The organism is Paenibacillus sp. (assembly GCF_031177825.1).
GTDB lineage: Bacteria > Bacillota > Bacilli > Paenibacillales > YIM-B00363 > Paenibacillus_AE.
In genome coordinates this window covers 125,594-142,345 of the sequence record NZ_JAPSKE010000005.1, presented here as the reverse complement: position 1 = coordinate 142,345, position 16,752 = coordinate 125,594, and the positions used below count along the sequence as shown (strand labels likewise).

The 16,752-nt window shown below is 63.7% G+C and carries 13 protein-coding genes; 12 read left to right on the top strand and 1 reads right to left on the bottom strand.

Annotated elements, in window-relative coordinates; translation table 11 throughout:
• The first annotated feature begins 25 nt into the window (after positions 1–25).
• Genes RIN49_RS07985 through RIN49_RS07965 form a run of 5 tightly spaced genes read left to right on the top strand, consistent with a single transcriptional unit; the run spans position 26 to position 7,159 of the window.
• Positions 26–2,773, top strand: a complete 2,748-nt coding sequence (locus RIN49_RS07985) for a hypothetical protein (RefSeq protein WP_309119644.1) — start codon at positions 26–28, stop codon at positions 2,771–2,773.
• Positions 2,770–3,540, top strand: a complete 771-nt coding sequence (locus tag RIN49_RS07980) for an SDR family NAD(P)-dependent oxidoreductase (RefSeq protein ID WP_309119643.1) — start codon at positions 2,770–2,772, stop codon at positions 3,538–3,540. Before RIN49_RS07985 ends, RIN49_RS07980 begins: the two co-directional genes overlap by 4 nt.
• A 20-nt stretch (positions 3,541–3,560) precedes the next feature.
• Positions 3,561–4,475 (top strand): dihydrodipicolinate synthase family protein, encoded by a 915-nt coding sequence (locus tag RIN49_RS07975; protein ID WP_309119642.1) that lies wholly within the window; start codon positions 3,561–3,563, stop codon positions 4,473–4,475.
• A gap of 44 nt (positions 4,476–4,519) precedes the next feature.
• Positions 4,520–5,968 carry an aldehyde dehydrogenase family protein gene (locus RIN49_RS07970; RefSeq protein WP_309119641.1) on the top strand — a complete coding sequence of 483 codons (1,449 nt, stop codon included), beginning with the start codon at positions 4,520–4,522 and terminating at the stop codon, positions 5,966–5,968.
• Positions 5,969–5,995: 27 nt separating this feature from the next.
• Positions 5,996–7,159, top strand: a complete 1,164-nt coding sequence (locus tag RIN49_RS07965) for a mandelate racemase/muconate lactonizing enzyme family protein (RefSeq protein ID WP_309119640.1) — start codon at positions 5,996–5,998, stop codon at positions 7,157–7,159.
• A gap of 406 nt (positions 7,160–7,565) precedes the next feature.
• Here RIN49_RS07965 and RIN49_RS07960 read toward each other — a convergent pair whose 3' ends face one another.
• Entirely contained in the window at positions 7,566–8,171 is a 606-nt protein-coding gene (locus RIN49_RS07960; protein ID WP_309119639.1) for a Uma2 family endonuclease, read from the bottom strand.
• Positions 8,172–8,371: 200 nt separating this feature from the next.
• Between RIN49_RS07960 and RIN49_RS07955 the strand changes: the two genes are divergently transcribed.
• The 7 genes from RIN49_RS07955 to RIN49_RS07925 all read left to right on the top strand — a co-directional run bounded on the left by RIN49_RS07955 (position 8,372) and on the right by RIN49_RS07925 (position 16,740).
• Positions 8,372–10,165: a sensor histidine kinase gene (locus RIN49_RS07955; protein WP_309119638.1), complete on the top strand. Its 1,794-nt coding sequence runs from the start codon at positions 8,372–8,374 to the stop codon at positions 10,163–10,165.
• Positions 10,162–11,244 carry a response regulator gene (locus RIN49_RS07950; protein WP_309119637.1) on the top strand — a complete coding sequence of 361 codons (1,083 nt, stop codon included), beginning with the start codon at positions 10,162–10,164 and terminating at the stop codon, positions 11,242–11,244. The genes RIN49_RS07955 and RIN49_RS07950 overlap by 4 nt, the downstream gene beginning before the upstream one ends.
• Positions 11,245–11,349: 105 nt before the next feature.
• Positions 11,350–12,684 carry an ABC transporter substrate-binding protein gene (locus RIN49_RS07945; protein WP_309119636.1) on the top strand — a complete coding sequence of 445 codons (1,335 nt, stop codon included), beginning with the start codon at positions 11,350–11,352 and terminating at the stop codon, positions 12,682–12,684.
• Positions 12,681–13,562: a carbohydrate ABC transporter permease gene (locus RIN49_RS07940; RefSeq protein ID WP_309119635.1), complete on the top strand. Its 882-nt coding sequence runs from the start codon at positions 12,681–12,683 to the stop codon at positions 13,560–13,562. Before RIN49_RS07945 ends, RIN49_RS07940 begins: the two co-directional genes overlap by 4 nt.
• A complete protein-coding gene (locus RIN49_RS07935) occupies positions 13,559–14,392 on the top strand; it encodes a carbohydrate ABC transporter permease (RefSeq protein WP_309119634.1) in 834 nt (277 codons plus the stop codon). The genes RIN49_RS07940 and RIN49_RS07935 overlap by 4 nt, the downstream gene beginning before the upstream one ends.
• 21 nt (positions 14,393–14,413) lie before the next feature.
• Entirely contained in the window at positions 14,414–16,051 is a 1,638-nt protein-coding gene (locus tag RIN49_RS07930; RefSeq protein ID WP_309119633.1) for a cellulase family glycosylhydrolase, read from the top strand.
• Positions 16,052–16,395: 344 nt separating this feature from the next.
• Positions 16,396–16,740, top strand: a complete 345-nt coding sequence (locus RIN49_RS07925; RefSeq protein ID WP_309119632.1) for a YojF family protein — start codon at positions 16,396–16,398, stop codon at positions 16,738–16,740.
• Positions 16,741–16,752 lie beyond the last annotated feature (12 nt).

The window sequence follows — 16,752 nt, the reverse complement described above, 5'->3', positions numbered from 1 at the left end:
GAACGTCGGAGGAGGCAAGGCATCGATGACGAAAGCGATGAAAGCGACGATAGCGGTACCCGCCGACGCGGCGCCGCGGCTGCGGTTCGGCGCCGGCTTGATCGAGAAGGCGCTGCGCGCGGCCGGATACGATGTCGAGGAGACGGCGGAGACGTGGTCGATCTCGGACTATCGGCGCATCGAAGGGCCGAAGATCGTCGTCGGCGATCGCCGGACGAACGAGCTCATTCGCGAGCTGGAGGAACGCGAGGTGCTGCTGTACCACACGGCGCCGCCGGAGGGCGAGGGGTTCTATCTGGCGCGGCTGCCGGGCGACTTATATGTGGTGGCCGGCGGCGGAGACACGGGCGCTTTGTACGGCTGCCAGGAGCTGGCCGCCGTCGTCGCGGCGCGCGGCGCCCTGCCCGACGAGCTCGCCTTCGGCGACGCGCCGGTCATGAAGCTGCGCGGGCCGGTCGTCCCCTTGCAGCTGACGAAGGTGGAGCCGCCGCGGCGCACGTACGAATACCCGATTACGCCGGGCCGGTTCCCGTGGTTTTACGACAAAGCGCTCTGGATCGATCACCTGGATCGGCTGCTGGACTACCGCTGCAACGTCGTGTACGTGTGGTCCGGGCATCCGTTCTCCTCGCTCGTTCGACTGCCGGAGTATCCGGAAGCGCTCGAGGTGACCGAGGACGAGTTTCGCCTGAACGCGGAGACGTTCCGGTGGCTGGCGGAGGAGTGCGACCGCCGCGGCATCTGGCTCGTGTTGAAATTTTACAACATTCATATCCCGCTGCCGTTCGCGGAGAAGCACGGGCTGGATTTGCACCAGCCGAAGCCGCTTCCGCTTACGAGCGACTATTACATTCGGTCGATCGCCGCCTTCATCCGATCGTTCCCGAACGTCGGCTTGATGGTTTGCCTCGGGGAAGCGCTGCAAGGCGCTCTGTACGGCGTCGAGTGGTTCAACGAGACGATTCTGACGGGCGTGAACGAGGGGCTGAAGGATCTCGATCGGAAGGAGCTGCCGCCGATCATCGTAAGGGCGCATGCGATTCCTTCGGAGAAGGTGATGGAAGCCGCGATCCCGAAATACGCGAATTTGTTCACGGAAGCCAAGTATAACGGCGAATCGCTGACGACGTACACGCCGCGCGGCCGTTGGCAGGACATTCATCGGCATCTGAGCTCGCTGCATTCCGTCCACCTTTTCAACGTGCATATCCTTGCGAATTTGGAGCCGTTCCGGTACGGATCGCCGAGCTTCATTCAGAAATGCGTGCAAGCGGCGAAGTACCGTCTGGAGGCGAACGGCATCCATCTGTATCCGCTGTTTTATTGGGATTGGCCGTACGCGCCTGACAAGGCGAGCCCCCGCCTGCTGCAGCTGGAGCGGGACTGGATCTGGTTCGCCGCGTGGTTCCGCTACGCCTGGAATCCGGACCTGGACCCGCGGACGGAGCGAGCCTACTGGATCGGGAAGATCGCGGAACGATACGGCTCGGCCGAGGCGGGCGAGGCGATCTTGGACGCGTACGAGGCGTCGGGGGAGAACGCGCCGCAGCTGCTGCGCCGATTCGGCATCACGGAGGGCAATCGCCAGACGATGAGCCTCGGCATGACGATGAGCCAGCTGACGAATCCGGAGCGCTACCGCCCTTGGGCGGAGCTGTGGGAATGCCAAGCGCCGGAGGGGGAGCGGCTCGACGTATTCGTGAAGCGCGAGTTGGCGGGAGAGCCGCATATCGGGGAGACGCCGCTCGACGTGATCGAGGCCGTCGAACGGCACGCCGAGAAGGCGGAGCGGGCGATCGTGCGGGCTCGCCCGTTCGTAGCGAGCGGTCGCGACGAGTTCGAGCGGCTCGCGGCCGATATCGAGGCGATCGGTTTAATGACGCGCGCTTATACGCATAAAGTCCGGGCGGCGATCGACATTTTGACGTACAAGGCGCTCGCCGCCGGCGATTACGCGTCGCAGGTGGAGCGATTGGAGGCGGCCGTGCCGCATTTCCGCGAGAGCCTCGCGCAGTACCGCAAGCTGACGGAGCTGACCGAGCGAACGTACTTGTACGCCAACAGCATGCAGACGCCGCAGCGGAAGGTGCCGTTCCCCGATGGTGAGGCGTACCGGCACTGGAAAGATTGCCTCCCGCTGTACGAGGCGGAGTTCGACGTCTTCCTGCAGCGGCTGGAGTCGCTCCGAGCCGGCCGGCTGCCGGCGCCGGTCGTCGAGTCCGTCCGGCCGATCGAACGGTACGCGCCGGCGGCGTTCGTCCTTCATTCGCCGGACGCGGAGACGTATGCGCTGCGCAAGCAAAGCAAGCTGTTCACCGACGCCGATCTGCTCGCGTCGAACGTGGCGGAGGAGGTGGACGGCGCGACCGCGATCCGGTTCAGCTGCGACGCGGCGATTCGGGACGGGGTCCATCTCGACATCGAATTGAAGGAGCCCGCCCGCATCCTCGTCGGGTATTTCAATTCCGCGGATCCGCAGTGGCTGAAGGTGCCGAATCTCGAGGAGAACACGCACGCGGACGATCGGGGAGGCTTGTCGCCGGTGCTGAAGAACGGGGTTAGCGTCTTTTTCCAACCGAGCGTGAATATTCATGCTTTCCTGTACGAGGCGGGGCGGCATCGGCTCGTCTTCGGGCAGGGGGCGTACTTGATCGCGGGCGTCGTGAAGGCGGATCCGCCGCTGCGCGCGCGGGACGTCGCGGGCGCCGGCAAGGCGGAGGACTTGGATTGGTTGTTCGAAGCGGCGGACGAAGCCGAGGTGTCCGTCCGATGAGACTGCGCGGCAAGACGGCGGTCGTCACCGGCGCGGGCTCCGGCATCGGCCGAAGCATCGCGCTGCGATTCGCGAAGGAGGGCGCCCGCGTCGTCGCGAACGACGTCGCTCCTACGGGCGAAGAGACCGTCGCGGCGATCGTCGCCCGGGGAGGAGACGCCCGCTTCGTCCGGGCGGATTTGCGAAGCGAAGCCGAGGCGCGCGCCGTCGTCGAGGAGGCGGTCGATGCGTACGGGGCGCTTCACGTCTTGGTGAACAACGCGGGCGTGACGGGCCATACGAACGTCTTGACCGCGACGGAGGACGACTGGGAACGCGTGATGAATACGAACTTGAAGGGCGCTTGGCATTGCTGCAAGCATGCCATTCCGCATATGGCGAACGCCGGCGGCGGGAGCATCGTCAACGTCTCCTCCACGCATGTGTATCGCACGCAGCAGCGCCACTTCCCGTATCACGCGGCGAAGGGCGGGCTGCATGCGATGACGCTCGGCCTCTGCGTCGAGTTCGGCGGGCAGGGCATCCGGGCGAACAATCTATGCCCGGGCTTCATCCTGACGCCGCTCGCGGAAGCGCATCTGCAGCTGTTCGAGGACCGCGAAGCGAAGGAGCGGACGATGCTGGCGTCGCATCCGCTGGGCCGCTTCGGCATGCCGGAGGACGTTGCGAACGCGGCGCTGTTCCTCGCCTCCGACGAGGCGCGCTTCGTCTCGGGGGCGTCCCTCGTCGTGGACGGAGGGCGGATGGCGTTCCAGAAGGCCGAGTAAGAGGAGGAGAGACGCGACGCATGCAGGAACAAGCGCAGGAACGATTCAGAGAACGTATTCGAGGGGTGAACGCGATCCCGGTCACGCCGTTCCGGCCCGACGGAGAGATCGAGGAAGACGCGCTGGTCGACGGGATCCGCTTCTTGATCGATCGCGGGCTGGACGCGTTATATCCGTGCGGAAACACGGGAGAATTTTATTCGCTCGACGTCGAGGAGGCGAAGCGCGTCGCGTCGCTTTCCGTCGAAGCCGCGGGGGGCCGCGGGCTGATCGTCGCCGGCGTCGGGCACGACGCGAAGACGGCCGCCGCGCTCGCGGCGCATGCGGAGCGGGCGGGGGCGGACGGGCTGATGATTCATCAGCCCGCGCATCCGTTCCAGCGCGAGGACGGCGTGCTCGACTATTACCGGCGGATCGCCGACGCGACGTCGCTGCCGATCGTGCTGTACGTTCGGAGCGAAGGGATTTCGGCGGCGACGCTTCGGGAGGCGGCGGCGATTCCGAACGTCGTCGGCGTCAAGTACGCGGTCAACCATCTGCCCGCGTTCGCGCAAGCGGCGCGGGAGATCGGGAGCGCGCTGGAGTGGATTTGCGGCACGGCGGAGACATGGGCGCCGTTCTTCTACGCCGCGGGCGCGGTCGGCTTTACGTCGGGGCTCGCCAACGTCGATCCGGGACGCTCGCTCGCCATGGCGGAGGCGCTCCGGCTCGGGCGGTTCGAGGAAGCGATGCGCCTGTGGGAAGAGACGCGCCCGTTCGAACGGCTTCGGGAGCAGCGCCTGAGCGGCGACAACGTCAGCGTCGTCAAGGAAGCGATGGCGCAGCTGGGCCGCGGGAACGGCGTCGTTCGGCCGCCGATCGCGCCGCTCGCCGCCGAGGAGAAGCGGGAGGTGTCCCGCATCCTGCGGACGTGGGGCTTGCTGCCGGAGGCATGAGACTTTGCGGCTTCGACAGATCGGAAGGAGGAGGGAGGCTCGGCATGGAGACGCGACTGAACTATATCGACGGCGCTTGGACGCCGCCGTCTTCCGGGACGTATGCGGAGAATGTCAATCCGGCGGACGTCCGGGAGACGGTCGGCCGCGTGCCGTTGTCGACGCCCGAAGACGCGGACGCCGCCGTCCGCGCCGCGCATCGGGCGCTGCCGGCTTGGCGCGCCGCGAGCGGCGCGGTTCGCGGCGCGATGCTGCTGCAAGCGGCGCTACTCCTCGAGGAGCGGGCCGAGGACGTTGCGCGTTCGATCGCGAAGGAGATGGGCAAGACGCTGGCGGAAGCGAGAGGCGAAGCGCAGCGCGGGGCCGCCATCTTGAAGTATTACGCTTCCGAAGGGCTGCGCGCGAACGGCGAGCATATTCCGGCGTCGGACGGGACGTCGCTGCTCTTCACGAAGCGGGTGCCGCTCGGGGTCGTGGCGCTGATTACGCCGTGGAACTTCCCGGTCGCGATTCCGATTTGGAAGTTGGCGCCGGCCTTGGCGTACGGGAACACCGTCGTGCTGAAGCCGGCGACGAATGCGGGTCTCACCGCCGCAAGACTCGCGGAACTCTTCGACGAGGCCGGATGTCCGCCGGGCGTCGTCAACGTGGTGCACGGCTCCGGCTCCGACATCGGCGGCGCGTTGACGGCGCATCCGCTCGTCGACGGCGTCAGCTTTACCGGCTCCAACGCGGTCGGAAGCCGGATCGCCCGCGTCGCGTCGGAGCGGGGGGCGAAGTACCAGCTCGAGATGGGCGGCAAGAACGCCGTCGTCGTCTGGGAAGACGCGGAGCTGGAACGCGCCGCGGATCTGGTCGTTTCCGGCGCGATGAAGAGCGCCGGGCAGAAATGCACCGCGACGAGCAAGGTCATCGTAGCCTTATCCGCGAAGGAGCGGTTCACGAGTCTGTTGCTGGAGCGCCTCCGCGCGATTCGCGTCGGGGACGGGATGGACCCGGACACGTATGTCGGGCCGGTCGCCACGCCGGCGCAGCGGGACGCCGTGCTGCAAGCCATCCGCCGCGGCGCGGAAGAGGGCGCCCGGCTGCTGTACGGCGGCGGCGCTCCGGATCGGCCCGAGCTGCAGGCCGGCTGCTACGTCGAGCCGACGCTGTTCGATCGGGTGACCCCCGAGATGTCGCTTGCGCGGGAAGAGATTTTCGGCCCGGTGCTTGCCCTCATGGAAGCGAACGACTTGGACGAGGCGATCGCGCTGGCGAACGGGACGGAGTACGGGCTCAGCGCGTCGATCTTCACGGGCTCGCTGAAGACGGCGATGACGTTCGCGAACCGCGTAGAAGCCGGCATGATCAAAGTCAACGGCGAGACCGCGGGCGTCGAATACCAGGCGCCGTTCGGCGGCCTGAAGAAGTCCAGCTCGCATTCGCGGGAGCAGGGGCGCGCGGCGATGGAATTTTTCACGCATACCCAGACGATTTCGATTTCGGTGTAGGCGTAACGGGAGGAGGGATTAAAGCCTATGAAAATTACGGACGTTCGGCTCGACGTCGTCTCGGTCCCGAGGCACACGGGCTTTGTATGCCAGCACGGGATCGTCCGTCTCGACACCGACGAAGGCATCGAGGGGGTCGGGGAGATGTCCGACTTCTCGCATCTGCCGAAGTATTCGATCGACGTCGAGGATTTGCGGGCGACCCTGCGGGCGCAGCTCGTCGGACGCGACCCGTTCGACCTCGTCTCGCTCCATCGCGAGCTGGCGGAGCTGTTTCCCGAGACGATGTATTATTACGAGAAGGGGACCTTCATCCGCTGCGGCGTCGACTTAGCGTTATACGATCTCGCGGGGAAGGCGCTCGGCGTCAACGTCGGCGCGCTGCTCGGAGGGAGGCTCCGCGACAAGCTGAAGGTATGCTACCCGATCTTCCGGAGCCGCACGCTCGAGGAGGTCGACGCCAATCTGGATGTCGTGCGGAAACGGTTCGCGCAGGGCTTCGACGCCTTCCGGCTGTATGCGGGCGTAAACCCGGACGCGGACGAGGCGTTCCTCGACGGCGTGCGCTCCGAATTCGGGCATCGCGTGACGATCAAGTCGCTCGATTACAGCCACTTGCTGGATTGGAAGTCGGCGCTGCGCGTCACGAAGCGGCTGCTGCCGTACGGCGTGCAGCTGGTCGAGAGCCCGGCGTTCCGGAACGACTTCGAGGGGCTTCGCCACTTCCGCATGGCCGTCGATCTGCCGGTCAGCGAGCATGTCTGGAGCTTCCGGCAGCTGCACGAGATGCTTCGGGGCGATTGCGTCGACGTGCTCAACATCGCGCTCGTCTTTATCGGCGGCTTCGAGGCCGCCCGCAAAGCCGCCGCGGCCGCCGAGGTCGCGGGCAAGGGCGTCTTGATCGGCACGACGCAGGAGCTCAGCCTCGGCACCGCGGCGCAGGCGATCTTCGGCGCGTCGCTCCCGAACTTGACCTCGATCTCCGATCCGACGGGGCCGGAGCTGTACGTCGACGACATCGCCGTCGAGCCGGTCCGGTACGAGAGCGGGTACCTGCACGTACCGGACGCGGCGAAGCCGGGCATCGGCGTCGAGCTGGACCCGGCGAAGGTGGAGCGGCTGCGGTCCGGCGGCTTCGCATGGGGCGCCCAGCGGCTCGCGCAGCTGCAGGACCGAACGAGCGGCGGCTAGCCGCCGGCGCAGGAAAGCCCGGGGATCGGCGGAATGTTCCGCTCGTCGCGGGGCTTTCGCTTGCGCCGCTTTAAGCGGAAATATCCGCTTAAGTGCAGGCTCCCGCTTGGGGATACTATTTTATGCTGCAACATCAAAAATGCCGCTCCCACCCGCCGCTCCATCGCGGCCTTCGGCGGGGAAGAACGGTCGCAGAGGAAACCGGCGTGAAACGGAAGCCGCAGCAGGGCAAACGGAAAGGCATGAGCGTGAGGAGCAAGGGACGGCGTTTCGTCGGAGACCAAGCAAAGAGTCTAAACGGCGGAAGTGTGTGAATGGGGCGGGCGGCATGCGCTCGGCGGTCGAGCGGGTTACGAAAATCGGAGCCGGACGTAAGGGCTAGCCAGTGAAGGAGCGTAAGGCCGTCTCACCGCAGCGCCTCGGGCAGGCTGTCGGCGATCTCTTGCATCGCGAACGCGAGGCAGGGCAGGCGCGGGGAGGCGACCGGTTCGTCCCCGGCGTATACGTTCGCCAATTCATATTTTCCGTCCGCACCCAATACATACTGGTCCAGCACGCAAGCGGCCGGGTCCACGATCCAATATTCCGGAATGCCGTATTTGGCGTATGCGTTCATCTTGCTAATCTTATCCCGTTTCGCAGTGGAGGGGGACAGGATTTCGGCGACGATATCCGGCGCTCCTTCGATGCCCCGTTTGGTGACGATGTGCATGTTCTGCCGCAGCACTACGACCAAATCGGGCTGACGCACTTCGCGCGGCGATAAGATCACGTCGAGCGGCGCGGATAATATGATGGCTTCGTTAGAACAGGTGTGAGCGATGCGTCTCTGAATTTCAAAGCTTATGAATTGATGCGCGGTATTCGGCCCTGGGCTCATCAACTCCAACCGGCCGTCGACGAGCTCATACCGGTTCCCGTCGTCCCAGCTCGCATAATCGTCGTAGGTCAGGTTATCCTCCCGCAGCAAATTCCTTCCCGCCGCACCCGGCTTGTACAAGAACTTGTCCATCCCGCCGTCCCCTCCTTGCGCATGAAGAGAATGTTTGTTCTCTCCATTGTAGCATGCGGCATGTACCGCATCCAGATCAATATCGTCCAACGAAAGACGTCAACGCGCTCCAACGCCCCGTTCGCCCCCCAGACAGGATTTCGACCCGCCGGCGACGAATACCATCAGACCGATACGACGGACCTGGAGGGCGACGCCGCATGTTTATGAGAACGAGCATCCGTTATCGCCTTATGCTGCTGATGATCTGCCTGACGACGATTCCCGTGCTGATCGTGACGTTAACGGCGACTCACAATACGCGCAGCTCCGTGGAGAAGGAAATCATCGAAGCGAATCGCTCTCGGATGCTGTGGGCGCAGCAATATTTGGACGAGCTGGTCGAGCGAATCGACGTGTTGTTTTACTCGCTGCAGATCAATGAGCCATTGATGGACGGGCTGAATCCGATAGGCAATCCGAGCGTTGGGGAGCAATTCCGAACGCAGCGGTATATCCAAGAGACGCTGACGTCCGCCTTCTACGCGAATTCGCGGAAGGTAGACGAGCTCTCGCTTTACACCCATCAGAACCAACGCCTCTACTCGGTCAACTTCTCGACGAGCGGGCTCATTCATTCTCTGCATATCGAAAACGGCGCCTGGGGCCGCATGACCGCCGGCCCGGTGAACTTATACTTTAAGCAGACGGGCGACAGCGTCTCCGCGTTCCATAGCGTCAATCGGTTCGAGGACCGCGCGCTGCTGGGCGGCTTGTCGGTCCGCATCAACGACGGCGTCTGGAAGCAGGTCGGCGACATTCTCCGCTCGGAGTCGGACAGCGCCGTCTTCCTGATGAACGACGAAGGAGAGCTGCTGACGGGGTCCTCGTCCGCGGCCGAATACGATGCCGTTCTCGATATCTACCGGCAGGCGAGCGCGGACGAGGCGGACGACGAAGCGGGCTACCGAAAGACGGAGCGGTACTTCCTGTTCGCCGAGCAGGTCGACGGCGGCGCGCTCACGTTGTTGAAAGCGGTTCCCATATCCGCGGTGACGGAAAGCGCGAGCGACACGGTGCGCGCCGGCGTCGCCCTGGGCCTCCTCTTCGCCGGACTGTCCGTGCTGGCGTCGATTCTGGTGTCGCTGCGCATCAGCCGCCCGATCGTCAGCCTGGCGAAGACGATGCGCACGGCGCCGATCCGCCACTTCGAGATGACGTCGGTGAACAGCCGGGACGAGATCGGTCTGCTCGAGCGCGGCTACAACTCGATGATCCAGCGCATCCGCGAGCTGATCGAACACGAATATCAGCGCGAGATCGAGGTCAAGAACGCGCAGCTGATGGCGCTGCAGGCGCAGATCAATCCGCATTTCCTCAATAACGCGCTGCTCATGATCGGCGGAATGGCGCTGTCGAAGGGCGCGCCGGACATCTACCGCGTCGCGAAAGGGATCGGCGATCTGCTGCGCTATTCGATCGGCTCGGGCTCCGAGACGGCGTCCCTGGAAGACGAGGTCAAGCATGCTCGCAACTACTTGCTGATCCAGGAACAGCGCTTCCTCGGGCGATGCCGAGTGTCGTTCGTCGTAGAGGCGCCGACGCCGAGGCTGCTCGTTCCGCGCTTCGCGCTGCAGCCGTTGATCGAGAACGCCTTCGAGCACGGACTACAGCCGAAGGAAGGCGCCTGGGAGATCGACATCCGGATCCGGACGGTCGGGAGACGCATCGCCGTGCTGATCCGGGACAACGGCGTCGGCATCGACGCTTTGCTGCTTCGCGCGCTGCGGGAGGAGCTGCGGACGAGCGTCTCGCTGCGGCCGCCGGCCCGGAGCGCCGAAGAACGCGGAGAGCCGCCGCGGCGTAAGGGGATCGGGCTGCGCAACGTGAACTCGCGGTTAAAGCTTCGTTTCGGCGCGGGGGCGGGCATTCGCATATTCAGCGCGCCGGGCGCAGGAACGGTGATCGCGTTGGCGCTGGCAATGAACGTCGAGGGGGAGGAGACGCACTCATGAGAACCGTACTGATTATTGACGACGAGCCGTGGGCGCGCGAGGCGGTGAAGGCGCTCGGCGAATGGAGCCGCCTCGGGCTGACGGTGGCGGGCGAAGCGGAGGACGGCACGCAGGGGCTGCGGTCGATCGAGCGGCTGAAGCCGGACATCGTCGTCACTGACATGCGAATGCCCGGCGTGGACGGCGTGAAGCTGCTGCAGGCGATGAACGAACGCGTTCCGAGCTTGAAAATTATCGTGATGAGCGGCTACGACGACTTCGCGTACCTCAAGCAAGCGATCCAGTCCCGCGCGGTCGAATATATGCTTAAGCCGATCGATCCGGCCGAGCTGAACGGCGCGTTGGAGCGCTGCGTCCGAGACTTGGAGCAGGCGGAGCAGACGGTAAGCACCTCTTGGCGGTCGCCGCTCGCGCTGCCGGACGCGGCGATGATGGAACGGTACCTGCTCCTTCGGCAGCGGCTGTACGCTTCGCTCTTCGAGCTGAATAAGCCCGCGGCGCTTCAGGCGCTCGACAAGCTTGAGGAGCTGCTTCGCGCGGCGTATCCCGGGGGGGCCGACGAGCCGATGCTGCGGCAGATGTACGCCGACGGGCTGCGGACGCTTCGGGAATTTATGGCGGAGCGGCGGGAAGCGTCGGCGCCGCCGGACGCGTCGTCCCGCGGGACGCCCAAGAGCGCGGGAGCGGTCGTGCGCGCGTTGGCCGACGCCTACGCCGAGGCGATCGACCGCATCGAGGCGAGCCGGCCGAGCAAGGCGAAGCTCGCGATCGCTCAAGTCGTCCGGTATATCGACGAGCATTACGCCGATCCGATTACGCTGGAGTCGATCGCCCTTCGCTTTTATGTGAGCAAGGAGCATCTCAGCCGTTCCTTCAAGTCGACGACGGGGGAGAACGTCTCGGAATACATCGTCCGGAGACGGATCGAGCGGGCGAAGGAGCTGCTCGTCGTCCCGGGGATGGCGACGAAAGACGTCGCCCGGACGGTCGGGTATTCCGAGCTCGCGTACTTCCACCGTATTTTCAAGAAACAGACCGGCCTGACGCCGGGGGAGTTCCGAGCGGAGCGCCGCCCCTAACGCGGATATCAATATCGTGCAACGAAAGTCGCTAATTCGCTGGAATGATCGGAATCGAGGGCTCTCTTATACTGGGGATGTACTTACTTTAAGGGGGTAACCTTCATGAAGAAAGCGCTTTATACGATGTTGATTTCGATTTTGCTGCTGTCGCTTCTGGCGGCGTGCAGCTCGGGCGGCACGCCGGGGAACGAGCCGCAGGACGAACCGGGCGCCGCGGATACGGGCGCGGCGAAGGAGGAGCAGCCGAAGCCGGCGGAGACGCCGCCGACGACGAAGGCGGAATTGAAGGTCATGCTCGGCCAGCCGCGATTCAAGGAGTATTTCGAGAAATACTTCGAGCAATTCAAAGCGAAGGAGCTCGCGGAGAAAAACATCGACGTGACGATCGAGCTGGAGATGCCGAATCCCGATCAGGCGAAGCAGGTGCTGCAGGCGAGGCTCGCCTCGAACGACGCCCCGGACTTGTTCGACGTCCATGCCAACGATCTGGCGACGTATCATGCTGCCGGTTATCTCGAGGATTTGTCCGCCGAGCCGTTCGTCGCGACGCTGTACGACGGCGTGAAGCAGCAAGTCACGTTGGACGGCAAGGTCGTCGCGCTTCCGATGGAAAGCTTGTCTTGGGGGTATCTGTACAATAAGAAAATTTTCGCCGACAACGGCCTTACGCCGCCGCAGACGTTAGACGAGATGAAGGCGGCCGTCGAGACGCTCAAGGCGAACGGCGTCGCACCGTTCCTGCTCGCGTTCCAAGAATCGTGGGTGCCGCAGCTGATGACGGCGCTGTCGCTCGGCGGCATCGTGTCGTCCCGGCAGCCGGATTGGATCGAGAAGATGAGCGCGGGGGAGGCGTCGTACGCGGACGTTCAGAGCATTTTCGATATCATCGATCTTATTATGGCGAACGGCACGGAGAAGCCGTTCGAGGTCGGCAACGAAGCGGGCTCGACGGACTTCGCGAACGGCAAGGCGGCGATGTGGGTGCAAGGGCCTTGGAACGCGGAGACGATTCTGAAGGTCAACCCGGATATGGAATTCGGCGTCGCGCCGCTGCCGGTCAGCAACGATCCGGCGGGGACGATGATCAATCTGTCTACGTCGACGACGCTCGCCGTATCGCCGACGAGCAAAAACAAGGAAGTCGCGCTCGACCTGCTCAACTACATTCTTGACGAGAAGGATTCGTCGGCGTTGTTTCAGGAGCTGAAGTTCAACCCCGTCTCGAGCGTCCATCGGTACGAGGTGTTCCCTTGGGTTAACGAAGCGTCCGAATACGTCGCTCAGGGCAAGGCGTATCAGGATCTGAAGCTGCCGAACGGCGTCACCGACGAGCAAGCGAAGCTGCTGCAAAGCTACTACGCGAAGGAAGTGACGAAGGAGCAGTTTATCGAGACGATGGACCGCACGTGGGCCGCGGCGGTGAAAGCGTCGCAATGACGAGGGGCGCGAAGCGGACGGCCGTCCTGCTCGCTTTCGTCCTTCCCGCCTTGCTCTTCTACCTCGTCTGTACGGTTCTCCCCGCCTTCGGGGGCTTCTGGTACAGTCTGACGGATTGGAACGGATTGAATCGCGAGTACGCGTGGGTGGGCGTATCCAATTACGTCGAAGCGCTTCGGGACGACCCGTATTTTCTGGATTCCATTCTCTTTACGCTCAAATACGTGATGTTCATGGTCGTGCTGCAGAACGTCGCCGCGCTGGGGCTGGCGGTGCTCGTGGAGTCTCGACGCCGAAGCAAGGCGCTGTTCCGCACGATCTTCTTTATGCCCAACATGCTCAGCATGATCGTCGGCGGCTTCATGTGGATGTTCATCTTTACGAAGGCGCTGCCGTTCTTCGCGGAGCGGACCGGCTTCGGCTGGCTCGACCGGTCGTGGATCGGCGACCCGTCGCTTTCGTTCTATTCCATCCTCGTGCTCTCGCTGTGGGGCGGGGTCGGCTACATTATGGTCATCTATATCGCGGGGCTGCAGGGCGTTCCGGTCCACCTGAAGGAAGCCGCGGCGATCGACGGCGCGAACGCGTGGCAGACCGTCCGGCACGTCACGCTGCCGATGATCTACCCGGCGATCACGATCGGCGTGTTCTTGACGCTCAGTACGTCCTTCAAGGTGTTCGACGCCGTGTACGCGCTAACGGGCGGCGGACCGGGCCGGTCGACGCAGGTGATCGCGATCAACATTATGGAGGAAGCGTTCCGGTTTCAGCAGCGGTACGGGTATGCGAGCGCCAAGGCGATGATTTTGTTCCTGATCGTTCTTCTGCTCACCTTGATTCAGCTGCGCATCATGAAGCGAAGGGAGGTGGAGGCATGAGGCGCTCCGGCCGTGCCGCGTCCCGCGCGGCGATTCTGCTCGCCTTGTCCCTGACGGCCGTCTTCACGTTGTTCCCGATCTATATGGCGCTGCTCAATTCCGTCAAGACCGAGGGCGAGATGCTGACGAACGTCTTGTCCTGGCCGAGCCGGTTGGAGCTGCTCAACTACGCGGACGCCTACGCGAAGATCGACTTTCCGCAAAGCTTCAAGAACACGATCGTCGTCACGGTCATCGGCGTCGCGGGCATCGTGCTGCTCGCTTCGCTCGCGGGGTATAAGATGTCCCGTACGCCGGGGCGGCTGAGCGGAGCGCTCTTCGGGCTGTTCGCCCTGTCTTCGCTCATCCCGTTCCATTCGATCATGATCAGCCTCGTCCGGATCGCCAGAGGGCTTCATCTGCAGGGGACGACGTACGGGTTAGGGCTCATTTACATCGGACTCGGCGTGGCGCTCGCGGTGTTTCTGTACCACGGCTTCGTGAAGTCGATCCCGCGGGATCTGGACGAAGCGGCGGTCATCGACGGCTGCGGCGAGCTGAGATTGTTTGCTTCGGTCATCTTCCCGCTGCTGCTGCCGATTTCCGCCACCGTCGCGATCTTGAACGCGCTGTGGATGTGGAACGACTTCCTGCTGCCGCTTCTGATGCTGACGGACAGCGACTATTACACGTTATTGATTGCAACGAACATGCTGTTCGGCGAATACAACAATGATTGGTCGGCGATCTTGGCGTCTCTCGTGCTCACGATGCTGCCGGTCGTCGCGGCGTATTTGCTGCTGCAGAAATATATCCTCAGCGGCGTCGCGGAAGGCGCGATCAAAGGCTGACGCGAGGGGCGAGGAGGTTCTATGGAACGAAATCGAACGACGGAGGTTTCGGGATTTCTGCGCGCTTCCGGCACGAAGCTGGTGAACGGCTCGGGCGAAGAAGTGCTGCTTCGAGGCGTCGGCTTCGGCAGCTGGCTGCTGCCGGAGGGGTATATGTGGCGGTTCCCGAACGGGGGGGACCGCCCGAGGAAGATCGAGCGCATGATCGAGGAGCTGATCGGCGCGGACAAGGCGGCGCGCTTCTGGGCGCTGTACTACGATCGTTATATATCCGAAGCGGACGTCCGGGCCGTCGCGGCCGAGGGCTTCAACTCGGTCCGCATCCCGATCAACGCAAGATTGCTTATCGAACAGGAGGAGCCGCTTCGATGCCGCGAGAAGTATCTGCAGCTGCTCGATCGCGTCATCGGCTGGTGCCGGGATCACGCCGTATACGCGATCTTGGATTTGCACGGCGCGCCCGGGGGCCAGACGGGAACGAACATCGACGATTCCGAGTTCGACCGGCCGGACTTGTTTACGAGCGAGCGGAACCGGCGGATGACGATCGAACTGTGGCGTTTGCTCGCGGCGCGGTATAAGGACGAATGGATCGTGGCCGGCTACGATTTGCTGAACGAACCGCTGCCGGAGTGGTTTTCTTCTTACAACGACCGGGTGATGCCGCTGTACAAGGATATCGTCCGCGCGATCCGCGAGGTCGACGAGAAGCATATGATCATCTTGGAAGGCGTCCATTGGGCGACGGATTGGTCGATCTTCGACGAGAAGCTCGACGACAATCTGATGCTGCAGTTCCATAAGTATTGGAATCACCCGGATACGGAGAGCCTTCGGCCGTTCCTCGAGAGGCGGGAGGCGTGGAACGTGCCGATCTTCATGGGCGAGGGCGGAGAGAACAATTGCGATTGGTACGTCGGCGCCTTCGGGTTATATGAGGATCATGGCATTTCGTGGAACTTCTGGACGTGGAAAAAGATGGACTGCGACAACTCGCCGTACTCGGTTCCGAAGCCGGACGGGTGGCCGCTGTTGGTCGCTTATTTGGAAGGCGGCGCCCGGCCGGCTGCCGAGACGGCGGAGCGCATCCTATGGGACTATGTGGACGCCTTGCCGCTGGAGCGATGCGCATATCGTCCGCAGGTCGCGAACGCGCTGCTTCGCCGGCCGCCGCTGCGGATTCCGGGCGCGTTCTACGGCTGCAAGGGCGAAGGCGTCAGCTACGGCTTCGGACCGGAAGCGCGGCCGCGCCCCCGGCCGAAGGCGACGGCGGGCTTTCGCGCCGGGGACCGGACGGACATCCGGTTCGTCGACAGCCGTCTGGACCGGCCGAACTTCCAGCACATGGGCGGCGAGCCGTGGCAGGCCGACGAATGGATGTACGTCCATCTGGAAGAGGGCGAGTGGCTGGCTTACGAGTTCGTCGTCCCTGTGGGCGGCGCGGACTCGTATACGCTGGAATCGATGGTTTCCTCCGACGGGTACGGGGAAGCCGAGGTCCGGTTGGACGGCGTTCCGGTCGCGTCGCTCGGCGTCGCGCGGCGCGAATGGCATACGCTGCGGACTTCGGGCTTCCCCGCGGGACCGGGAACCCGCCGGGTAACGATCCGGGCGGCGCGGGGATCGATCGGGCTGCAGTGGTTGTACGTTCATGCGTGATAGTTTCCTCCGAAACGGCGCATAAATAACGACAACCTACGGAAAAAGGAGGAGCACCCATGAGCGATCAAATTCGCCCGAACGGCTCGCAGCACGCCGCGCCGCCATCGGACGATCCGAAGAAGCAAGGCCGATCCGCCGCGAAGAAAAAATCGAAGTAGGTTTCCGGAAGACTGCCGCTAAGGCGGTCTTTCTTCGTTTTCCGCGGCGTCCGCGGACTTGTCGAATCGATCGGAAGATGAGATAGTAGAATAAGCTGTCTAACGATTGGATCGAACGTATCGCCAAATACAGAGACGCCGAAACCATAAAACTCGCGGCTAGCAAGAAAGGAAGTCGTTACCGTGCAACCGATCGAACTCGGCGAAATTCAGCGCCGCATCGATTCCTTACGGAATCAGGACTTATATCTTCATCTCGAGATGACGACCGGCGCGTATGCCGCCCATTGGGACAGCACCAAGCATCCGGCCGCGACGTTCGTCACGAACGCCGCCGTGCGGTATACGCACGGCTCGGTCTCCGGCGCCGGTCCGTACCGCGTCGGCTTGAAGACGGAGCATGGGTGGATTTATTCGGAAGGCTTGACGCATTACGAAGAGACGGAGACGGAACGGTTGCTCCTGGCCGGGCACGACAGCCAAGGCAAGCTGGTCGTCGCTCTTCAATTAAGCGCTCAGCCATTCTAAGCGGACAGAGGA